General features: G+C 56.1%; 14 protein-coding genes. 7 read left to right on the top strand and 7 right to left on the bottom strand.

The features are described 5' to 3' along the window. The first annotated feature begins 266 nt into the window (after positions 1 to 266). Complete coding sequence (gene pilC, locus LVJ78_RS01605) at positions 267 to 3512, top strand: PilC family type IV pilus tip adhesin (RefSeq protein ID WP_132954272.1); 3246 nt, start codon at positions 267 to 269, stop codon at positions 3510 to 3512. A 213-nt stretch (positions 3513 to 3725) separates the two neighbouring features. On the opposite strand, the gene LVJ78_RS01600 is transcribed toward pilC, so the two are convergent. Next, positions 3726 to 4529 carry a carbon-nitrogen hydrolase family protein gene (locus LVJ78_RS01600; RefSeq protein ID WP_132954271.1) on the bottom strand — a complete coding sequence of 268 codons (804 nt, stop codon included), beginning with the start codon at positions 4527 to 4529 and terminating at the stop codon, positions 3726 to 3728. 121 nt (positions 4530 to 4650) lie between these two features. Here LVJ78_RS01600 and LVJ78_RS01595 point away from each other — a divergent pair, with 121 nt between their 5' ends. Further along, positions 4651 to 4959: a porin gene (locus LVJ78_RS01595; protein WP_132954270.1), complete on the top strand. Its 309-nt coding sequence runs from the start codon at positions 4651 to 4653 to the stop codon at positions 4957 to 4959. A 329-nt stretch (positions 4960 to 5288) separates the two neighbouring features. On the opposite strand, the gene LVJ78_RS01590 is transcribed toward LVJ78_RS01595, so the two are convergent. Beyond that, positions 5289 to 5876: an NAD(P)H-dependent oxidoreductase gene (locus LVJ78_RS01590; protein WP_132954269.1), complete on the bottom strand. Its 588-nt coding sequence runs from the start codon at positions 5874 to 5876 to the stop codon at positions 5289 to 5291. 226 nt (positions 5877 to 6102) lie between these two features. Continuing rightward, positions 6103 to 8796 (bottom strand): bifunctional [glutamate--ammonia ligase]-adenylyl-L-tyrosine phosphorylase/[glutamate--ammonia-ligase] adenylyltransferase, encoded by a 2694-nt coding sequence (glnE, locus tag LVJ78_RS01585; protein ID WP_132954268.1) that lies wholly within the window; start codon positions 8794 to 8796, stop codon positions 6103 to 6105. A 167-nt stretch (positions 8797 to 8963) separates the two neighbouring features. Between glnE and rfaQ the strand changes: the two genes are divergently transcribed. The 5 genes from rfaQ (at position 8964) to oppF (ending at position 14226) form a co-directional block, all read left to right on the top strand. Further along, a complete protein-coding gene (gene rfaQ / locus LVJ78_RS01580) occupies positions 8964 to 10043 on the top strand; it encodes a putative lipopolysaccharide heptosyltransferase III (RefSeq protein ID WP_132954267.1) in 1080 nt (359 codons plus the stop codon). Between the two features lie 151 nt (positions 10044 to 10194). Then, positions 10195 to 11115 (top strand): oligopeptide ABC transporter permease OppB, encoded by a 921-nt coding sequence (gene oppB / locus LVJ78_RS01575; RefSeq protein ID WP_132954266.1) that lies wholly within the window; start codon positions 10195 to 10197, stop codon positions 11113 to 11115. 212 nt (positions 11116 to 11327) lie between these two features. Beyond that, a complete protein-coding gene (oppC, locus tag LVJ78_RS01570; RefSeq protein WP_132954265.1) occupies positions 11328 to 12236 on the top strand; it encodes an oligopeptide ABC transporter permease OppC in 909 nt (302 codons plus the stop codon). Between the two features lie 2 nt (positions 12237 to 12238). Continuing rightward, positions 12239 to 13210, top strand: a complete 972-nt coding sequence (locus LVJ78_RS01565) for an oligopeptide/dipeptide ABC transporter ATP-binding protein (RefSeq protein WP_165870926.1) — start codon at positions 12239 to 12241, stop codon at positions 13208 to 13210. Then, positions 13207 to 14226: a murein tripeptide/oligopeptide ABC transporter ATP binding protein OppF gene (gene oppF / locus LVJ78_RS01560; RefSeq protein ID WP_132954264.1), complete on the top strand. Its 1020-nt coding sequence runs from the start codon at positions 13207 to 13209 to the stop codon at positions 14224 to 14226. Before LVJ78_RS01565 ends, oppF begins: the two co-directional genes overlap by 4 nt. Before the next feature lie 293 nt (positions 14227 to 14519). Here oppF and LVJ78_RS01555 read toward each other — a convergent pair whose 3' ends face one another. The 4 genes from LVJ78_RS01555 to LVJ78_RS01540 all read right to left on the bottom strand — a co-directional run bounded on the left by LVJ78_RS01555 (position 14520) and on the right by LVJ78_RS01540 (position 20894). After that, the gene (locus LVJ78_RS01555; protein ID WP_132954952.1) at positions 14520 to 15557 is read right to left on the bottom strand and encodes an IS630 family transposase; all 1038 of its coding nucleotides are present in this window, start codon (positions 15555 to 15557) and stop codon (positions 14520 to 14522) included. A 222-nt stretch (positions 15558 to 15779) separates the two neighbouring features. Beyond that, complete coding sequence (gene tldD, locus LVJ78_RS01550) at positions 15780 to 17222, bottom strand: metalloprotease TldD (protein WP_132954827.1); 1443 nt, start codon at positions 17220 to 17222, stop codon at positions 15780 to 15782. Positions 17223 to 17635: 413 nt separating this feature from the next. Beyond that, on the bottom strand, positions 17636 to 19315 hold the full coding sequence (locus tag LVJ78_RS01545; protein ID WP_132954828.1) for a sigma-54-dependent transcriptional regulator: 1680 nt from the start codon (positions 19313 to 19315) through the stop codon (positions 17636 to 17638). Further along, positions 19302 to 20894: an ATP-binding protein gene (locus LVJ78_RS01540; RefSeq protein WP_132954829.1), complete on the bottom strand. Its 1593-nt coding sequence runs from the start codon at positions 20892 to 20894 to the stop codon at positions 19302 to 19304. The genes LVJ78_RS01545 and LVJ78_RS01540 overlap by 14 nt, the downstream gene beginning before the upstream one ends. Positions 20895 to 20953 lie beyond the last annotated feature (59 nt).

Raw genomic sequence — 20953 nt, 5'->3', positions numbered from 1 at the left:
TGCTTTTTGGGGCATGGCGCGCATGCCTGTAGAAGCAATGCATTTTAAACGAAATCGCCGCTAGGCTCAAGGAAAGAATCGCAGGCCGTCTGAAAAGCGTGCACGGCGGCCAGTCGGATATTGGCAACACTCACACACCGCCCGATGCAGCCAACGCATGGCAAAACGTAAAGCTATGCTAAAATAATCCCCTGATTACTCACGCGATATTTTCGAGCCATTTGCGGGCCGGCCAAGCCGCCGCCCGCCATGCAAGGAATACCATAATGAAAACAAAAAAATCACCCACTCACTTTACGGGCATCTGCAAACCGCTGGTTTTGAGCATCGCTGCCGCTTTGGCCACCGGTGCGGCGCAAGCGGCGGATACACTGGCGCAAACCCCGTTTTATCTGCAAAACCAAACGCTTGTCACCAACAGCAACTTCCCCAAGCCCAATGTGATGCTGTTTATCGACGATTCGGGCAGTATGAAACGGTTGATTGGTGGACAGCAAAAGATAGACATCACCAAAAAGGCCTTACACGGCCTGCTTGACACACACCAAGATAAAATCAATTGGAATCTGCAAACCCTGCACAACAATATCGATACCCGCGACACAAACTCCACCAATCCCAGCAGGCTGCGCCCGAATATGGCCGGCTTTACCGATCAATGGGAAACCGTTCAAAAGCATGTTAATGCTTTATGGCCTAATGCCGGCACCCCCACCACACGCCGCTATTATGAAATTCAAAGCTTGGTGCGCAACAGCCTGCAACACCGATGCCAAAAAAGCTATATCGTGATGATGTCGGATGGCGATGCCAACACCAGCTGCCGCTCTTCCAATGGCATTACTTTCAATTATCGGGGCGACCCTTATTTTGGCAACCAAGCGGGCGGCGTCTGCCGCTGGGATCAAGGCAGTAATGGCTATTACGATACCGTGTGGGATGCAAACGATGGTTTGCGCTTTTTTAGCCAAACCCTAGCCACCAAAGATTTCAAAGATATAGACGGCTCAAGCGGCAATAAATATTGGAACGGCCACCCTGATGATCTCAAAGGTAGCGACGGTCAGAGCATTTATAAAAACCAATTGGTCGAAACCTTCACCGTGGGTTTTGGCTCTGCCTTTACCGAACGGGGGCGTAATTATCTTCTCCAAGGAGCCAGCAAGCCCGAGTATTATTTTCATGCCGATAATCCACAAAATCTGGTGGACGCTTTCAATAATATTTTCGACAAAATCGAAATCGGTATGACCAACCCGACTGCCTCCTATGGCACGGTAGCGCCGGCAATCATGAGCAGTAATGTGCCCAATATGGCCGCTGCTGTGCATTTGGACACTTCATCGTGGAGCAGCCAGCTGCGCTTTTTCGATTTAGATGCCCAAGGCAATTTAAACAGCAAAACCTACAAACAACCTTCGTTTAGCCAGCGCACGGTATTGCTGAGCACCAAAGGCCAAGTGAAAAAAATAGCCGACTTCACCGACTTGGCCAACAGCGATTTCGCTATCAGCGGTGGCAATCCCACCGATAATAAAGAATGGCAAAACGCGCTGCTGCCGTGGACAGCCCGCTCCGCCACCCAAACCGATGCCGCCATACAGGCAGAAGCCGCCAATAAAAAATACAGCCAAGCCTACCGCGTGCGCAACACCAGCCCCGACCAGCGCAACCTGGGCGATATTCTCGACAGCCCCGTGAGCGCCATCGGCAACCGCGTAGGCGGCCGCCAGGAATTTTTGGTTACGGCGGCCAACGATGGCATGGTGCATCTGTTTCAAAGCGATGCTTCCGCCGGCGCCCCCAATCCCTATCATTTGAAATTGAGCTATATCCCCGCCGATATGCAGCGCGATGGCGACAATGGCGGCGACACCATGGGCAAAACCCTGAAAGAGCTGGCGCAAGAAGGCTATGGCAACCTTGATAAATCCCACCGCTATATGGTCAACGGCGGCTTCACGCTGCGCCAAACGCCCGACAGCAGCCATTCCAAAGGCCAGCAAATCTTTATGGCCGGCGCGATGGGGCAAGGCGGGCGCGGCGCTTATGCGCTCAATATCGGCGGCAAAAACCGCGTGAGCGGCAGCGGCTTGGCGCTCAACGGCGGCGATATGCTGAGAGACGTGCCGCTGTTTGAAACCGCCAAAGGCGCAACCAACACGCTGGGCTACACCATAGGCACGCCGCAAATCGGCCGCGTGTCGATCAACCGCGCCGCCGGCAGCATCGCCATGGATAAAGACATCCGCTACGCCACCTTCCTCGCCAGCGGTTACCGCAGCAATAAGGCCGCCACCGACAACAACGAAACCGCGCTCTATATCTACGACACACTGGGGCAGGAAGCCCGCAGCGGCGCTGTGGTCGGCACGCCGGGCACGCTTATCCGCAAAATCACCGTGCCCGGTGGCGTGGGCGGCCTCTCTTCACCCACGTTGGTGGATGTTGACTTCGATGGCTTGGTGGACGTGGTTTATGCCGGCGATTATGGCGGCAATATGTATCGCTTCGATTTGCGCGGTGCACACGCCACCAACACCAGCCAAGCCGCCACCGACACCAAGCCGGAGCAATGGTCGGTAAGCCGCATTTATCAGGGCAGCAACAGCCAGCCCATCACCTCGGCACCGGCCGTGTCGCGCCGAACCTATGGCAAATATGTGGTGATTTTCGGCACCGGCAGCGATATTTATCAGGAAGATCTGGGCAGAAATGACCCGCAGGCGGTGTATGGCATTTTTGACGACACCACAAAGCCGGCCAGCGCTGCTACGCAAGCCGATTTATTGGCGCAAACCATTACCGTGAGCAAAACGGGCAACGATGAATACCGCTTTCTCAGCAACAATGCCATCAGCGACACCAACAAAGGCTGGAAGGTGGCGCTGCCCGACACAGGCGAGCGCGTGGTGGTCAAGCCCACCATGATTTTGCGCACCGCCATTGTCAGCAGCCGCATGTACAAAACCGAAACCACCCAAACCAACCCGAATAACAATGGCATGGGTGATGTGTGCCTGCCCACCAGCAGCTCCAGCACCACCAACAGCGCTAGCTGGTTGATGGGCTTGAACGCCGAAACCGGCGGCGCGCTCACCAAGAAAGATGCTTACATTGATTTCAAAGTGGTGCAAACCGATGCTTCCGGCAATGCCAGCTATTATGCCAACGGCCGCAAAAGCCAAGGCATACTTAGCTTCACCTATACCGATACCAACCGCCTCGGTGCTGATGGCAAAACCTTGGCCGACCCCAGCACCACGGTTGACGGTGATGCCGGCGGCTCGGGCACCGATTTGGAGTTGGGCGAGAATAGCGGCACGGGTCTGCCCAAAAACCATTGTTTCTCCGGAAAATCTGCCCGCCTGATCAATACCTTGCGTAACAGCGCTTCCGACACCAACAACCCATCCAACTCCGACAACAACGTGAGTTTGGACAAACTGGGCATTTCCGGCCCGCAATGCGTGTCGTCCATCCGCCGCATCAGCTGGCGCGAAATTATCTAAACCGGCAGCCGACAAAAATCCATCCCGTTTAACTTGATGGTTAAACGGGATGGATTTTTGTCGCAATAACCACCGCAACCCTGCTGCAACATCGTAGCACGCATGCGTACGATTACGCCGCCTTTGGGCGGCTAATCGTACCTACGCTGCTGTACAACCTGCAACCTAACCCAATCAGCTCTCGAAAAGGCCGTCTGAAAACCTGCCCGTGCACTAAAGCAAACGGTGCGCCAGCGCGGGCAGGCGGGTGCGCACGCTGGCCAGGCGGGCGGCATCGAGCGGGGCGATTACCACGCCTTCGCCTTCGGGCAGCTCGTCGATCACTTCGCCCCACGGGTCGATAATCATGCTGTGGCCGAAGGTGCGCCGGCCGCTTTCATGCAGCCCGCCTTGTGCAGCGGCCACCACATAGCATTGGTTTTCCACCGCACGGGCGCGCAGCAGCAGCGTCCAATGCGCCTGGCCTGTGGTGTGGGTGAAAGCGGCGGGCAGCAGCAGCACCTCGAATGGCTGCTGGGCGCGGAAAAATTCGGGAAAGCGCACATCGTAGCACACGCCAGCCGCCACGTTTATGCCATCGGCCGACAAGCGCGGCACGGCGGCGCCTGCGGCAATTGTGTCGGCCTCGGCATAGCGCTCGCCCAAGCCGGAATAGCCGAATAAATGCATTTTATCGTAAGCGCCGATGGGTGCACCGTCGCGCCCATACACCAGCAGGGTGTTGAGCACTTTGCCCGCCTCGCCGCTTTGCAGGGGCACGGTGCCGCCAAAAAGCACAATGTTGCATTCGCGCGCAATTTCGCTCATGGCCGTCTGAAACGCCCCCGCGCCCAAAGGCTCGGCAAAAGCGAGCTTGTCGGTGTCGCGTGCGCCCATCAGCGGCCAATATTCGGGCAAGAGCACCCAATCTGCGCCGCGCTCGGCGGCCTGGCGCACCAAGCGGCGCATGGTGTCGATATTGGTTTCGGGGTGCGTGCCCGACACCATTTGCACGGCGGCGGCGGTGAGGGTATGCATGGTTTTGCTCCTTTTGATTTTAATTTTTCAGACGGCCTTACACGGCTTTATGCTTTCTTAAAAATCGCGGCGCGGCGCTTATGCTAGACTTTAACCAAATCCCACTTGAAAAGAAACCGCCATGAAAAAAACCCTGCTCGTTTTATCGGCTGCCCTGCCCGCGCTGGCCTTGGCCGATGTGCAGCTTTACGGCACCATCCGCAGCGGCGTGAGCGTGTCGCAAACCAAAATCGGCAATGAGCGCTTCACCACCACTTCGGTAGACGATTTGGGCAGCCACATCGGCCTGCGCGGCTCACATCCCATCGGCGGCAGCAATCAGGTAACGTGGCAATTCAGCGAAGATGTGCCCGTCGGCCAAGCCGACACTTCGATGCGCGGCTATTTCCGCAACAAGAAAAACAGCAGTACGCCGATTTCTTATGATTGATGTGTTTGGCTTAATTTACCGGCAAAAGGCCGTCTGAAAAAAGTTTCAGACGGCCTATGTATTTCATGCGTACGATTGCGCTTTGTTTTCACAAAGATAATCGTAGCTACGCTTGCTTAAACCCGTTATTTCTGTGCAGGTTGCACCCATCCAAAAAATAAGCTTGTTACATTTTGCTGCCTTGAATACGGGAAACAAAATGAGGCCGTCTGAAAAAAATTTCAGACGGCATCTGTGTGCCATGTCTACGATTGCGCTTTGTTTTCAAAAAGATAACTGTACCTGCGCTTGCTGAAACGCTTCAGACGGCCTTTGATTTGGTATACCTTTTATCCTGCAAGCCCGAACACTTGCTGCAAATGCGCCTGATAAGCGGCGGTATATTTCGGCACATCGGGCGCTTTAATCACATCGTTGCACAAAAAAGTGGGCAGCGCTTCGGTGCCGAGAAATTCATTGGCGCGGTGAAAATGCATATAAACATTATCCACGCCCGTGCCGTTGAAAAATTGATCCGGCTCGATAAAAGCCTCCAGCGGCGCATTCCAAGTGAGTGAAAGCATATGCTTGCGTCCTTGCAGCAGGCCGCCGCTGCCGTATTTTTTTGCCGCATCGCGGCGGCTGCGGCCATCGCTGGCATAAAGCCTGCCGTGGCCGATGGTGAACACTTCATCGATGTATTTTTTCACAATCCACGGCTCGCCCATCCACCAACCGGGCATTTGATACACAATGGCATCGGCCCACAGGTATTTTTCGATTTCGGCTTCAATGTCGTAGCCCGCATCGATAACGGTCTCTTGAATTACGTGGCCGAGGCCGCTTAAGGTTTCTTTGGCAACATCGTGCAAAGTGGCGTTCAAACGACCATGCGAGTGGCCGAATGATTTGCCGCCGTTTAACAATAAAATGTTCATAGTGGTTTTGCTGGTCATGGGTTTCAAACACGGCAGATTATAGACGCAAATGTTTTTGCTAAAAAGCGGGGGTTTGTGAAAAAACATTTGCAGATTTTGCAATAATTATCAGGCCGTCTGAAGAAAGGTTTCAGACGGCCTCTGTGTGCCATGCGTACGATTACGCTTTGTTTTCACAAAGCTAATCGTACCTACGTTTGGTTTTCAGACGGCCTTGCCCACTAAATCACCGCGCCGCAAACCTTACTTCTTCCCCAAACACCTGCGTCCACAATTCGCGCACGCTTTGGTAATAGCCCATCACTTCTTCATTGATTTCCACTTTATCGGCATCGCGCAGGCGGGTGTTGTGTTGTTGCTGGCGGTAGAAGCGGTAGGCGGTGCGGGCTTGGTCGGCGAGGGTGTGGCTGATGAGGCCGGCGTCGGCGGCGATGTGGAGCAAGGCGATGTTGCCGTAGTTGTCGAGCAGCTGCGGCAGTTTGTTTGCATACGCCAAAATCAGGTATTGCACGATGAATTCGACATCGACCACGCCGCCGCGGGCGTATTTCACATCGCTGTCTTTGGGTGGGTGGGTGGCGAACATTTTTTCGCGCATGGCGATGATTTCTTGGGCGAGCGCGGGCAGGTCGCGCGCTTGGGTGAGGATTTCGGCGCGGATGGTGTCGAAGGCTTGGCCGACTTTTTCAAAACCTGTGATAAAACGGGCGCGGGTGAGCGATTGGTGCTCCCAAGTCCAGGCGCTTTCGCGCTGGTATTTTTCAAAAGCGGCCACGGAGCAGGCGAGAAAGCCGGAATCGCCGTTGGGGCGCAGGCGCAAATCAACATCGTAGAGCGTGCCGGCACCGGTGGCGGCGGAGAGCCAGTTGGTGAGGCGGCGGGCGAAGCGGCCGTAAATATCGGGGGCGTCGGGGTGTGGGTCGTCATACACATACACCAAATCGAGGTCGGAGGTGTAGCCGAGCTCTTTGCCGCCGAGCTTGCCGTAGCCGATGATGCCGATTTGGGGCGTGTCGGTGTGGGTTTTGGGGGTGTCGGCCCACACGCAGGGAATGGCGGCGGCCAGAATGGTGTCGGCCAGCGCGGAAAGCTCGTCCGATAGGGCTTCTACTGTCCACAAGCCGGCCAAATCCTGCACGGCAAGGCGGAAAACTTGGGCGTGCTGAAAATGGCGCAACACGTCCATTTGCGCTTCGGTGTCGCCGCGGGCATTGGAGAGGCCGTCTGAAAGCTCGGCAGCAAGCTTGGGCCAATCGTTGCGGGCCTGCATCAATTGGGCGCTCAATAATTCGTCGAGCAATATCGGGTGCTGCATCAGATAGCCGGCCACCCAGGTGCTTTGGCTCATCAGTGCGGCGAGCTGCTCGAGCGCCTGCGGGTGTTCGTGCAAAAGGGCGAGGTAAGAAGAGCGGCGGCTGATGTTTTCGAGAAAGTCGAGCAGGCGCAATAAGGTATCGGTGGGGCGGGCTTGTTTGGCGGCGGCCTGCACCAAAAGCGGCACGATGGCATCAAAGCGCGGCTGGGCGGTGCGCGAGAGCTGGCGGTATTTGTGGCCGGCGTGCAGCTGGTCGAGGCGCTTGGCAATGGCACCGGCTTCAAAGCCGTGGGCGGAGAGCTGGTTGAAGCGGGCTTCTTCGTCGGGGTTTTCCTGCCACACGCAATGCCAGCAGCCATCGAGCGCGGGGGCTTGTTCGTTGGGATCGGTGAGGATTTCATTGAAGATGGTGTTTACTTTTTCACGGTGGGCGTTGAGGCCGTCTGAAAAAGCGGCGTAATCGGCAAAGCCCATGCTTTCGGCCAACAATTGCTGCTGCTCGGGGCTGTCGGGCAGGGTTTGGGTTTGCTGGTCGTCCCAATATTGCAGGCGGTGTTCGACATCGCGCAAAAAGCGGTAGGCCGCCAGCAGGGCGGCGGCGGTTTCCGAATCCAATATATCCAGCTCTTGCAGCTTGAGCAGGGTTTCCTGCGTGCCTTTGAGCTGCAGGGCGCGGATTTGGCCGCCGCGTATCATTTGGAAAATCTGGGCGATAAATTCCACTTCGCGTATGCCGCCTGCGCCCAGCTTCACATTGCCGGCCATGCCTTTGCGGCTCACTTCTTGGCGGATTTGCCGGTGCAGCCCCCTCATGGCTTCATAGGCGTTGAAATCGAGGTATTTGCGGAACACAAACGGGCGCACCAGCGCGGCAATATCGTTGGCATAAGGGGTGATCACGCGGCCTTTGCACCAGGCATAGCGCTCCCATTCGCGCCCTTGCTGAATCAGGTATTGCTCCAGCGCGGTTTCGCTCAGCACCAAGGCGCCGGCATCGCCGTCGGGGCGCAGGCGCATGTCTACGCGGAACACTTGCCCCTCGTCGGTGATGTCGTTGAGCAGGCTGATGAGCTTCTGCCCCACTTTGGTGAAAAATTCCTGATTGCTGCGCTCGCGTTTGCCGTTGGTGTCGCCGCTTTCGGGATAAATGAAAATCAGGTCGATATCGGAGGATACGTTTAATTCGTAGCCGCCGGCCTTGCCCATCGCCACCACGCTCAAATGCTGCGGCAGGCCGCTGTGGCGGCCGATGGGCGTGCCGTAAAGATCTTCATAATAGGCGTGGGCAAATTCAAGTGCGGTATTGACGGCAAAATCGGCAAACAGGGTGATGGTGCGGGTAACTTCGGCCAAATCGCTGATGCGACACACATCGCGACTGATGATTTGCGCCATCACATAGCGGCGCAACACACGCAATTGGCGCGCCAGCCCGGCTTCGTCAAAGGCCGTCTGAAAGGCCTGCCAATCGGCAAATTGCTGAAAATCTTCGCTGCCCAGCGCTTTGCCCAGCATCGGCTCGAGCGTGGCCGGATCAAGCTTGCCGTTGGTGAGATGGCGGTCGAGATAGTGGGAATGGCGGCGGGCGATGTCGGTGGGGCGCATGGGGTTTCCGTTTGCGGTATCAAAACTGGGTAATGCTGTTACTATAGCAATCTTTCAGACGGCCTTATACCCATTAAAGCGGCAATCACACTTGAAATTGACGTATCTCCTCATCAAAATTACAATCTTTTCTTTATGAAAGGCCGTCTGAACAGCCGGCAAATCTTATGCTCAATGCTTCTGCGCCCAAGCGGGTTTTGATTATCAAGCTGCAACACCACGGCGATGTGCTTTTGGCCACGCCGGTGGCCGATGCGCTCAAACAGGCCTGGCCCGATTGCGAAATCGATATGCTGGTGTATGCCGCCACCGCCGATGTGCTCCGCGACAACCGCCAATTGCGGCATGTGTTCGGCATCGACCGCCAATGGAAAAAACTCGGTGCGCGCCACCATCTTGCCCGCGAATATGCTTTATTTGCCGATTTGCGTGCGCAACATTATGACTGGGTAATCAATCTTTCCGGCCAATGGCGCGCCGCTTGGGTGGCCAAATTTTGCGGCAAACAAAGCATAGGCATAGGCTTTGAAAAGCGCCACGGGGCTTTGTGGCGCTGGGCGCACAGCCGGCTCGCCACCGATTTGGGGCACGAGCACCCCATGGTGGCGCACCATTTGGCCGCCCTCGCACCGCTGGGGCTGCCTCAAGCCGGCCATGTGCCGAAAGTGCGCATGGAAATTTCGCCCGAGCAGCGCCAAAGCCTGCACGCCAAGCTTGCCGAACAAGGCCGGCGAGGCGAAGATTATGTGTTGCTACACCCGGGCTCGCGCTGGTTTTTTAAATGCTGGGGCAACGACAAAACCGCCGCGCTGGCGCAAAAGCTGCTCGATGCCGGTGAAAATATCGTGTTCACCGCCGCCCCCGATGCGCGCGAGCAGACCATGCTGGATGATATTGCCGGCCGTCTGAAGCCCACAGGCCCAGCCAAAGTGTGGCGGCTTTCGGGCTGCCTCAATCTGCGCGAATTGGCCGCTGCGATTGATGGTGCCAAATTGTTTATCGGCGTGGATTCTGTGCCCATGCACATGGCCGCTGCGCTCGACAAGCCGCAAGTGGCTTTATTCGGCCCCAGCCATTTGGCGCGCTGGCGGCCTTATTCCGAGCGCGCCACCGTGATTTGGGCGGGCGATTTCGGCCCGCTGCCCCACCCCGACAGCATCAACACCGACGATGAAACGCGCCTGCTCGAAGCCATTCCCACAGATGCGGTGTGGCAGGCGGTGCAGGCCAAGCTTGCGGACATTTAAGGTTTCTGTTTCATTTGTGCGCAAGGTTTCAAACAATCGTTTTTCTACCCGAAAGGGGCGCGATTCAAATCAATACAGCGTTGCGTTGCCTTGCGCTGATTTTCATCGTGCCACGGTAAAACACACAGATGAGGCCGTCTGAAAGAATGTTATGTTGAAATTAATCTTCCGCCGCCTGCTCGAGGCCGTGCCCACGCTTTTGGTGCTGATTACCGTGTCGTTTTTTATGATGCGGCTGGCGCCGGGCAGCCCGTTTACCGGCGAGCGCAATCTGCCGCCGGCGGTGCTGGCCAATATTGAAGCCAAATATCATCTTAACGACCCGCTTTATCTGCAATATTTCCATTATTTGAAGCAGCTTGCGCAAGGCGATTTCGGCCCTTCGTTCAAATATAAAGATTACACTGTCAACGAATTGCTCGCGCAGGCTTTTCCCGTGTCGCTCGAATTGGGCGTTTATGCTTTTATCGTGGCGCTGCTGCTGGGCATGGCGCTGGGCGTGTGGGCGGCTTTGAAACACAATTCGTGGCTGGATTATACGCTGATGGGCGTGGCGATGACCGGCGTGGTGGTGCCCGGCTTTGTGAAAGCGCCGCTTTTGGTGCTGGTGTTTGCGATTACGCTCAAATGGCTGCCCGCCGGCGGCTGGAACGGCGGCGCGCTGCCCAATCTGGTGCTGCCGGTGGCCGCGCTCTCGCTGGCTTATGTGGCGAGCATCGCCCGCATTATGCGCGGCTCGATGATAGAGGTGATGAACAGCCCCTTTATCCGCACCGCCCGCGCCAAAGGGCTGCCGATGCGCCACATCGTGTTGCGCCATGCGCTGCGCCCGGCCATGCTGCCGGTTGTTTCCTATTTGGGGCCGGCTTTTGTGGGCATCATCACCGGCTCGATTGTGATTGAAACCATTTTCGGCCTGCCCGGCATCGGCCAATTGTTTGTCAACGGCGCGCTCAACCGCGATTACGGCATGGTGTTGAGCCTCACCATTTTGGTGGGCGCACTCACGATTGCGTTTAATGCGGTGGTGGATATTCTTTATGCGCTGATTGATCCGAAAATACGCTATTGATTGAGGCCGTCTGAACGATTTGCTTTGCATTTTTTTCAGACGGCCTGAAGTTTGATGCAAACCTTGCGTTTGCCGCCCTCTTTCTCAGGGAGAGAGAACCGATTGCTGCAACGGCCAAGTTTCAGACGGCCTGAAATTATTGCCCACACAGAGCGCCGCAAGCTGCAAAGTTTGCCCTAAACTCAACCCCATCCACCGCAAGCAAACACCTTATGAAACCCATTTTCCATCAACCCGCCGCACTTCAAACGCCGGCAGAAGCCCCCGCCATCAAAGGCCGCAGCCTGCGGCAAGATGCCTGGCGGCGCTTTAAACGCAATCGGGCGGCGGTGTCGAGCATGGTGCTGTTGCTGCTGATTACGCTGTTTGTGTGCATCGCACCGCTGCTCTCGCCTTTTGCCTACGATTACACCGATTGGAGCGCCATGCAGATGCCGCCTTCTTTTTCAGACGGCCATTATTTCGGCACCGATTCGCTCGGCCGCGATTTGCTGGTGCGCACGGCGGTGGGCGGGCGGGTGTCGCTCACGGTGGGGCTGGCCGGTGCGCTGGTGGCGGTGTTGCTGGGCACGGTTTACGGCGCGGTGTCGGGCTTTTTCGGCGGCAAAACCGATATGCTGATGATGCGCTTTCTGGAAATTTTAAATGCTTTTCCGTTTATGTTTTTCGTGATTTTGCTGGTAACGTTTTTCGGCCGCAATCTGGCGTTTATTTTTGTGGCCATCGGCATGGTGTCGTGGCTGGATGTGGCGCGGATTGTGCGCGGCCAAACGCTGAGCCTCAAGCGCAAAGAATTTGTGGAAGCGGCCGAAGTGAGCGGCGTGTCAAACACGGCGATTGTGTTCCGCCACATCGTGCCCAATGTGCTCGGCGTGGTGGTGGTGTATGCCTCGCTTTTGGTGCCGGGCATGATTTTGTTTGAATCGTTTTTGAGCTTTTTGGGCTTGGGCGTGCAAGAGCCGATGACGAGCTGGGGCGCGCTTTTGCAAGAGGGCGCGCAAACCATGCAGGTGGCACCGTGGCAGCTTTTGGTGCCCAGCGTGTTTTTGGTGGCCACGCTGTTTTGTTTCAACTTTATCGGCGACGGCCTGCGCGATGCGCTCGACCCGAAAGACAGATAATCATGAGCCTTTTAAACATACAGGATTTGCAGGTGGCCTTCCACACGGAAGAGGGCAACATCACCGCTGTAAACAAGCTGAACTTCGCTTTGCAGCAAGGTGAAACGCTGGGCATCGTGGGCGAATCGGGCTCGGGCAAATCGCAAACGGCCTTTGCCATTATGGGCTTGCTGGCGAAAAACGGGCGCGCGCAAGGCTCGGTGCGCTTTGATGGCCGGGAAATCCTCAATCTGAGCGAAGGCCGTCTGAACCGAATCCGCGCCCGCGAAATTGCGATGATTTTTCAAGACCCGATGACTTCGCTCAACCCTTATATGAAAGTGGGCGCACAGCTGGCCGAAGTGTTGGTGCAGCACCAAGGAATGAGCAAAGCGACGGCGCGCGCCGAAGCGCTGCGCATGCTCGAAGCGGTGAAAATCCCTGAAGCGCAAAAACGCATGGATATGTATCCGCACGAATGTTCAGGCGGCATGCGCCAGCGGGTGATGATTGCGATGGCGCTGCTGTGCCGCCCGAAGCTGCTGATTGCAGACGAGCCCACCACCGCGCTGGACGTGACCGTGCAGGCGCAGATTATGGCGCTGCTCAACGAATTAAAGCGCGATTTCGGCACCACCATTATGCTGATCACCCACGATTTGGGCGTGGTGGCCGGCATTTGCGATCATGTGCTGGTGATGTATGCCGGCCAAACCATGGAATACGGCTCGGTGGCACAGATTTTTTACCGCCCCACCCACCCCTACACCATCGGCCTGCTGGGTGCCGTGCCGCGCCTCGACGATGAAGCCGCCGAATTGCCCACCATCGTAGGCAACCCGCCCAATTTGGCCGCGCTGCCGCCGGGCTGCCCGTTTCAGGCACGTTGTGAAAAAGTGCAGGAAATCTGCCGGCACGAAATGCCGCCGCTGGCCACCTTGGCCGACGGCGGCCGCCGCGCCTGCCATTGGCAGGCACAAGGAGCGGGCGCATGAAACAAGAAGCTTTGTTGGCTGTAAACGATTTGCATGTGCAATTTGCCGTGCGCGCCGCCGGCAGCCGGCCGTGGCATAAAGCGGCTGCGCTCAAAGCGGTAAACGGCGTGTCGTTTACCTTGCAGGCCGGCGAAACGCTGGGCATTGTGGGCGAATCGGGCTGCGGCAAATCCACGCTGGCGCGCGCGATTATCGGGCTGGCCAAAGTGCATAGCGGCAGCGTGTTGTGGCAGGGGCAGGATTTAGCCGCACTGAGCAGCAAAGCGCTGCGGCTGCAACGGCGCGATATCCAGATGATTTTTCAAGACCCATTGGCCTCGCTCAATCCGCGCATGACCGTGGGCGACATCATCGCCGAGCCGCTGCGCACCTTTCATCCTGAGTTAAAAAAAGCCGACATCATGCGGCAAGTGCAGGAAATCATGCAGAAAGTGGGCTTGCTGCCCAACCAGATCAACCGCTATCCGCACGAATTTTCAGGCGGCCAATGCCAGCGCATCGGCATTGCCCGCGCCTTGATTTTAAAGCCCAAACTGCTGATTTGCGACGAGCCGGTGTCGGCCTTGGATGTATCGATTCAGGCGCAGGTGGTCAATTTATTGAAACAGGTTCAGCGTGAAATGGGCTTGGCGATGATTTTTATCGCCCACGATTTATCGGTGGTGAAACACATCGCCGAGCGCGTGCTGGTGATGTATCTCGGCCGCGCCGTCGAGCTTGGCAGCAAGCAGGCTGTGTATGACTGCCCCGCCCACCCCTACACCCGCGCCTTAATCAGCGCCGTGCCCATTCCCGACCCTGAAGCCCAACGGCATAAAGTAATCCAGCTCTTGCCCGGAGATTTGCCGAGCCCGCTCAAGCCGCCCGCCGGCTGCGTGTTCCGCACCCGCTGCCCCGAAGCCGAAACCGCCTGCGCCGAGCAAGTGCCGCCGCTGGCCGGCACCGCAGAACACACCGCAGCGTGTTGGAAGCATACGCCCGGTTTGGCGCCGCATCATTTGCATGCAAACAAATAAACCGGCACGGTTTTATACCAATCCAAAAAAATAACCTTACAAAATAAAAGCAGTTCGGCAGCATCATCCGCGTAGGTCGGATTCTCGAATCCGACGTTTGGTCAACGGCCAAAGCGATGTGCGTGCCTTGTTCTGCGAACAAGTGTCGGATACAAATATCCAATCGACAACTTTCTTGGTTGCCTGAGCAGATTTGCTTCAGCGGCGACCTCAAATCAATGGTTAAATTTATTAACCTTTTATACCAATTCAAAAAAGTAAGCTATTGATTCGGCAATTAAATATTGAAATGTTTATGCAGCATACTTCACCTTCGGATCTCTAAAATACGCAGCCACCCGTTGAGGATGGTTCTCCAGCATCCGCATATGATTCTCCGTTGCCTGCTTCAGTTTCGCTTTTGTACGATGCTGAACACGCGAGCCCAGTGCTTGTTTCAAATCCGCATTCAACCGTTCATCAGGGTTCAGCTCCGGGCTGTAACTGGGTAAATAAAACACTTCGATCTTCTCTTTATGCTTTTCCAACCAGGCTTTGACCGGCTTGCTGTGGTGAACCCGCAGGTTATCCAGTATCAGGAAGATTTTCTTACCGGCATCTTTGATTAATGCTTCCAGAAACTCAATCAGCTTGTCGCTGTTGAATGCATCTTCCACAATCATCCAGCGTGCCTTGCCCTGGTTGGTCACCGTTGAAATCATCGAAAGTTTATGCCGTGTCCCGCCTACGGTATAGGCTACCGGCGTTTGTCCTTTGGGCTGATAACCCCGCCCGCGTACATCGGTATTGACTACCGCTGTTTCATCACCCCAATGGATTTCCGCTTTTTCGGCTTTTGCCCGTTTGGCGATATCGGGATAGGTTTCCTCCAGCCATTGCTTCACTGCTTCGGGACGTTGCTCGTAGGCGCGCCGGATGGGTTTTTGCGGCGTAAACCCCCAGCGCTTGAGGTATTCGCCTACCGTACGTACCGGCAATTCGATAGCCAGCTCTTGCTTGATCAAGGCCATAACCGCCGCCCGAGTCCATAAGGCGAAGTCCATTTTCATCTGCTCGGGGCGCTTTTCACAGATAAGGCGCTGTATGTGGGCTTCCTGCTCTTCACTCAGTTGGCGGCAACTTCCTGATGGGCGTCCGCGCTTTTTGGGTGCCAATGCTTTGATGCCGTCTGCTTCGGCGATTTTGATGGCTGAGCGCGCGGTGACATGACCCATGCCGAGCATTTCGGCGATTTGCTCGGGTGTTTTGCCCTGTTTGTGCAGTCTGACTGCTTGCTTGCGCCGTTCGAATTGGGCTTCGGCTGCAAGTTTTCTTCCGTCTTCTTTTTCCATTGGGGAGAAATGGGGATTAATGTTGAAATTTCAATATTTAATTGCCGAATCTATAACAAGGCGGCGAGCCGCAGACAGTACAGATAGTACGGCAAGGCGAGACAACGAAGTTAGGTTATTTTTTTGGATTGGTATTAATTATCAAGCCATCGCAACCACAAATGAATAGGCCGTCTGAAAGCTTTCAGACGGCCTATTCATTTATTCCGGCATGCAAAGTGATTACACTTCGCGGCCGCCCACGGTTAAGCCTTCATCAATGCGCATGGTGGGCTGACCCACGCCCACGGGCACACTTTGGCCGTCTTTGCCGCACACGCCCACGCCGGCATCGAGCGTGCTGTTGTTGCCAATCATGCTCACGTGTTTCAGCACTTCGGGGCCGTTGCCGATAATGGTGGCGCCTTTCACCGGATATTGCAGCTTGCCGTTTTCCACCCACCAGGCTTCCGATGCGCTGAACACGAATTTTCCGCTGGTGATGTCCACTTGGCCGCCGCCGAAATTCACCGCATAAAGCCCTTTATCGATAGAAGCGATGATTTCTTCGGGCTCGTGGCTGCCGCTTTCCATAAAGGTGTTGGTCATGCGCGGCATGGGCACGGAAGAATAGCTCTCGCGCCGGCCGTTGCCGGTGGGCGCCACGCCCATTAAGCGCGCGTTGGTTTCGTCTTGCAGATAGCCGGTTAAAATGCCGTCTTCAATCAACACGGTGCGGCCGGTTGCGTTGCCTTCGTCATCAATATTGAGCGAGCCGCGCCTGTCGGCAATGTCGCCTTGGTCCACCACGGTGACACCTTTGGCGGCCACGCGCTCGCCGATGCGGCCGGCAAAAGCGCTGGTTTGTTTGCGGTTGAAATCGCCCTCCAAACCGTGCCCCACGGCTTCGTGCAAAAGCACGCCCGGCCAGCCGCTGCCCAACACCACCGTCATCGCGCCGGCGGGGGCGGGGCGGGCTTCGAGATTAATCAGCGCCTGCTGCACGGCGGTTTGCACATATTCGCCCACCAGCTTTTCATCGAAATAAGCCAAATCGAAGCGCCCGCCGCCGCCGGCGCTGCCCTGCTCGCGCCGCTCGCCCTGCTTGGCAATCACGGTGACGCTCAGACGCACCAGCGGGCGGATATCGGCGCTGTGTTTGCCATCGAGGCGGGCGACATACACCAAATCGTATTCACAGGTGAGCCCGGCCATCACTTGCACAATGCGCGGATCGGCGGCTTTGGCCAGCGCTTCCACCTTATTGAGCAGCGCCACTTTGGCGGCGGAATCAAGGCTGGCAATCGGATTGGCCACGACGTGCACCTGTTTGCCGCGCCGCACTGAGGGCACGCGCACTTCGGCCTGCCGCCCCGCCGCACCAATCACGCGCACGGCCTCGGCGGCACGGCCGATGGCTTCGGCATTGAGACTGTCGGCATAGGCAAACGCGGTTTTCTCGCCCGCCACTGCACGCACGCCCACGCCTTGATCGATTTGGAAGCTGCCCGATTTCACCATGCCCTCTTCGAGATGCCAGCTCTCAAAAGCAGTGCGCTGGCAATAAATATCGGCATAATCCACTTGGCGGCTGCCAATCAGGCTCAGGCTTTGCGCCAGCATCTCGGCAGATAAACCATTGGCGGTGAGCAAATCGTGTTGCACGGTTTGATAAATATTCGGCATGGAAAGCACAATAATGTTGAAATAATCGTGTGCCGATTATACGGCATTCACCTGCAAGGGTGTGTTTTGATTGGCAATGGCTATGAATGCCATCAAGCAGCGATGCCGTCTGAAAATAATTTTTTTGATTTTCAAAATGTTATATTTTAATCAAACTTTCTTCTTTAATTAGTATTGATAATTATTATTATTTTTGTATAATCAACTCAACCGACATTCATCCTTGCCGGCCATTAAACACTTTAATCTTTTTTCTGTTAAGCCAACCCGGAGTGCGCGTATCGAGCAGATTGTTCCCTTTACATCAAATACTCAAAACCGAAACACAAACCCGCTGCCTGAAACAGCGGGTTTGTGCTTTTGCGTTTGTGTTTTTGCCCAACACTCGAATGGGTATCAGGTCGTCTGAAAAATTAATTGATGTCCAACCGCTCCATGCGGTAGCGCATCGAACGAAAGCTGATGCCGAGCAATTTGGCCGCTTGGGTGCGGTTGTAGCGCGTTTGTTGCAGCGCCTGCTCGATAATCCGCCGCTCGATTTCATCGAGATAATCCTGAATCTGCGTTTGCCCCGGGATAAAATCCGCCACTGCCGCCGCGCCGGCCGAAAGCGATATTTGCGGCTGCGGATCGGCCAGCGCATCAAATGAGGCGCCCGCCCGCCCGGGCGATTCTTGCTGCGCTTGATGCGCATTGTGGATTTGCAGGTCTTCCAACTGGATAATCTGCCCCACCGTGAGCGCCACGGCGCGCTCGAGAATATTTTCCAGCTCGCGGAAATTGCCCGGGTAGCTATAATGCAGCAGCGCATCTTGCGCCTTAGGGCTGAGCCGGTAGCTGCTGTTGCCGATACGGTGTTTGTTGAGCAGCCGCATAATCAGGCCGCCCAAATCTTCACGCATTTCGCGCAACGGCGGCATGTGCAGCGACACCACGTTGAGGCGGTAATACAAATCCTGGCGAAAAGCGCCCGAAGCCACCAGCGCCTCAAGGTTTTTATGGGTGGCGCAAACAATGCGCACATCGATTTGGGTTTCGTGGGCATCACCGATGCGGCGCACCGCTTTTTCCTGAATCGCACGCAAAAGCTTCACCTGCATGGCCAGCGGCAGATCCGCCACTTCATCCAGAAAAAGCGTGCCGCCGTCGGCATGCTGGAAAAAGCCCAGTCTGTCGGCATCGGCGCCGGTGAAGCTGCCTTTTTTATAGCCGAAAAATTCGCTCTCCATCAGATTTTCAGGAATGGCGCCGCAGTTTACTGCGATAAAGGCGCCGCCTGCGCGCTCTGATAATTCGTGTATGCTGCGGGCGGCCTGCTCTTTACCGCTGCCCGATTCGCCGGCGATATACACCGGCACATTGCTGTGCGCCAGGCGGCGGATCAAATGGCGCGCTTCTTCCATTTGCGGCGACATGCCTAAAAGGCGCGGCATATCCGGGTCGCCGCCGACTTCATCGGCATAGGCAGGTATGGCTGCCGATTCTCCGCTGCTGAAGCGCTCTTTGAGCGAGCGCAAACCGGCCGGCACGCTCATGGGGGTGTCGATGCCGCCGGCCACGCCTCGGCGCGGTGCAGCAGGGGCTGTCGCAGCGGCGGCCCGCAACGGCGCAGATGCAGCCTCTGAAATCGGGCGTGCCGGCGTGGGTCGCACAGGTGCGGGGTCAGGCACAGGCGCCGCAACGGCAGGTTTGGCGGCTTCTTCTGCTTCCGGCTCGTTCACTTTCACCGCCGATTTCACCAATGAGCGCAGCTGCGAGAGGGTGATGGGTTTTTGCAGATAATCGAATGCGCCGGCTTTGAGCGCTTCCACCGCATGATCGGCATTGCCGAATGCGGTAATCACCGCCACCGGTGTGTCGAGCATCAATTCGTCAATATATTGCACCACTTCGAGGCCTGAGCCGTCGGGCATGCGCATATCGGTGAGCACCAATGAATAATCGTTGTCGTCGAGCTTGGCTTTGGCATCGGTCACGCCCACGGCGGTTTCTACCGACAAACCCATTTTCATCAGCGTCATTTCCATCAAATCGCGGATGTCTGCTTCATCGTCCACCACCAACACCGGGTCTTGCAGGCTATGCTTGCTCATTGTTTTCCTTCGGTAAAATCAACTCGAATCCGTTCATTTCAGGATGGTAGTGCAGCTGCCCCAAGTTGGCATGCGCCAATTCGCGCGCCACATAAAGGCCGAGCCCCGTGCCTTGTTTTTCTGTGGTGTAAAAAGGCTCGAACAAATGATTGCGCACATCGGGCGACACGCCCTGGCCGTCGTCGGCCACCACAATGGAAATATGCATGCGCCCGCTGGGCTTGATCAGCACGGTGATGGCGTTTTCGCTTTTGCGGCTGTGCCGCCAGGCGTTGTTGCACAAATTCCACATAATTTGCTGCACATGCATCGGATCGGCCAACACGCTCAGGTTGCTGCCATCCATATTCATGCGCATGCAGCCGATGGCATCGGGATTATTGAGGGTGAATTCCTGCTTGAATTTCAACCAAAACTGCATCAGATTAATCGGCTCGCGGCTGATGCTGTCGCGCTTATTGAGCAGCGACACATCTTCGAGCATTTTGTCGATGCGTTGGATATTGCTGTCGATAATGCCGTGCAACTTGGTTTTGGTGGGATCGGCATCGCCATCCAGCAACAAATCGTTGGCATGGCGGATGGCCGACATCGGGTTGCGGATTTCGTGCGCCAAATTGGCGGTGAGCTGGCCCAGCGAAGCGAGCTTAGTGGCCAGCGCTTCGGCCGCCACTTCGCGCAAAGAGCGCACAAACAGCATCAGAAGCTCAGTTTGCTCCTGAATCAGCGGCACGGCGCGCACATGCATGGCATGTTGGAAAATATGGATATCGGTTTCAAAAGCTTTATCGGGCTGATGCCGCCAACGCCCCACCAAATCGCCGAACACATTTTCCTGTTTGTCCACAGCCAAGCCGGGAAAATAGGTTTTGGCTTGGCGGTTGAACAGCCACACGCGCTGAGCCGCATCAATCACGATTACCGCTTCCTGCACGCGGTTGAGCACCAACCGGTTGAGCCCGCTCACGCGCCGGTAGGCCAGCTGGTGCTTACTTGCCGATTCGGTGGCCGCTTGCAGATAAGAAGCCAGAAAAGCCGTGAGCGCGGCCACTAAATAGCATGCGCCGATCAATAAGGCCGCGGTGATGATGCTGTGGTGCGCTACATCAAACGGCATAAAGCTGATGTGGCCGAGCAAAAACATGGTCAACACAATCAGCATGGCCGCATAGCTGGCATAAAGCATGGGGTAGCGGCCGTGGCTGAGCAGGCAGGATGTGGCCACAAAAGGCAGCACCAAAATGCCGAAGCCCGAATCGATGCCGCCGGCCATATAGGTGAGTATCATCATCATGGTGATGTCGGCCACGGCATTGGCATTAGGCAAATCCAGCGTTTGCCGCTGCCATTCGGGCTTGAGCACCGTCACCAAAATCAGCACGCCATACACGGCCGCCCAGCTGTAAAATTCGGCCGGCGGAAAAATCGCCAAAGGCCCGTCGCTGTCGGCATAATTGCCGGCAATCTGAATCACCAGCAAAGAAAATAAAATGGCAATCCGGGCGATGTTGATCAGCCCCGGAATCCGTTCGCTCTGTGTTTCCCAATCCCGCTTTGAAAATAAACCAACTGTGCTCATCAAGCGTAACTCCCTAGTATGTGTGCGCCTGCATCAGCATGATGCCCAACCCCAACCAC

Source organism: Uruburuella suis (genome assembly GCF_022870845.1).
GTDB classification, from domain to species: domain Bacteria; phylum Pseudomonadota; class Gammaproteobacteria; order Burkholderiales; family Neisseriaceae; genus Neisseria; species Neisseria suis.
This window is presented reverse-complemented; position numbering and strand designations above follow the sequence as displayed.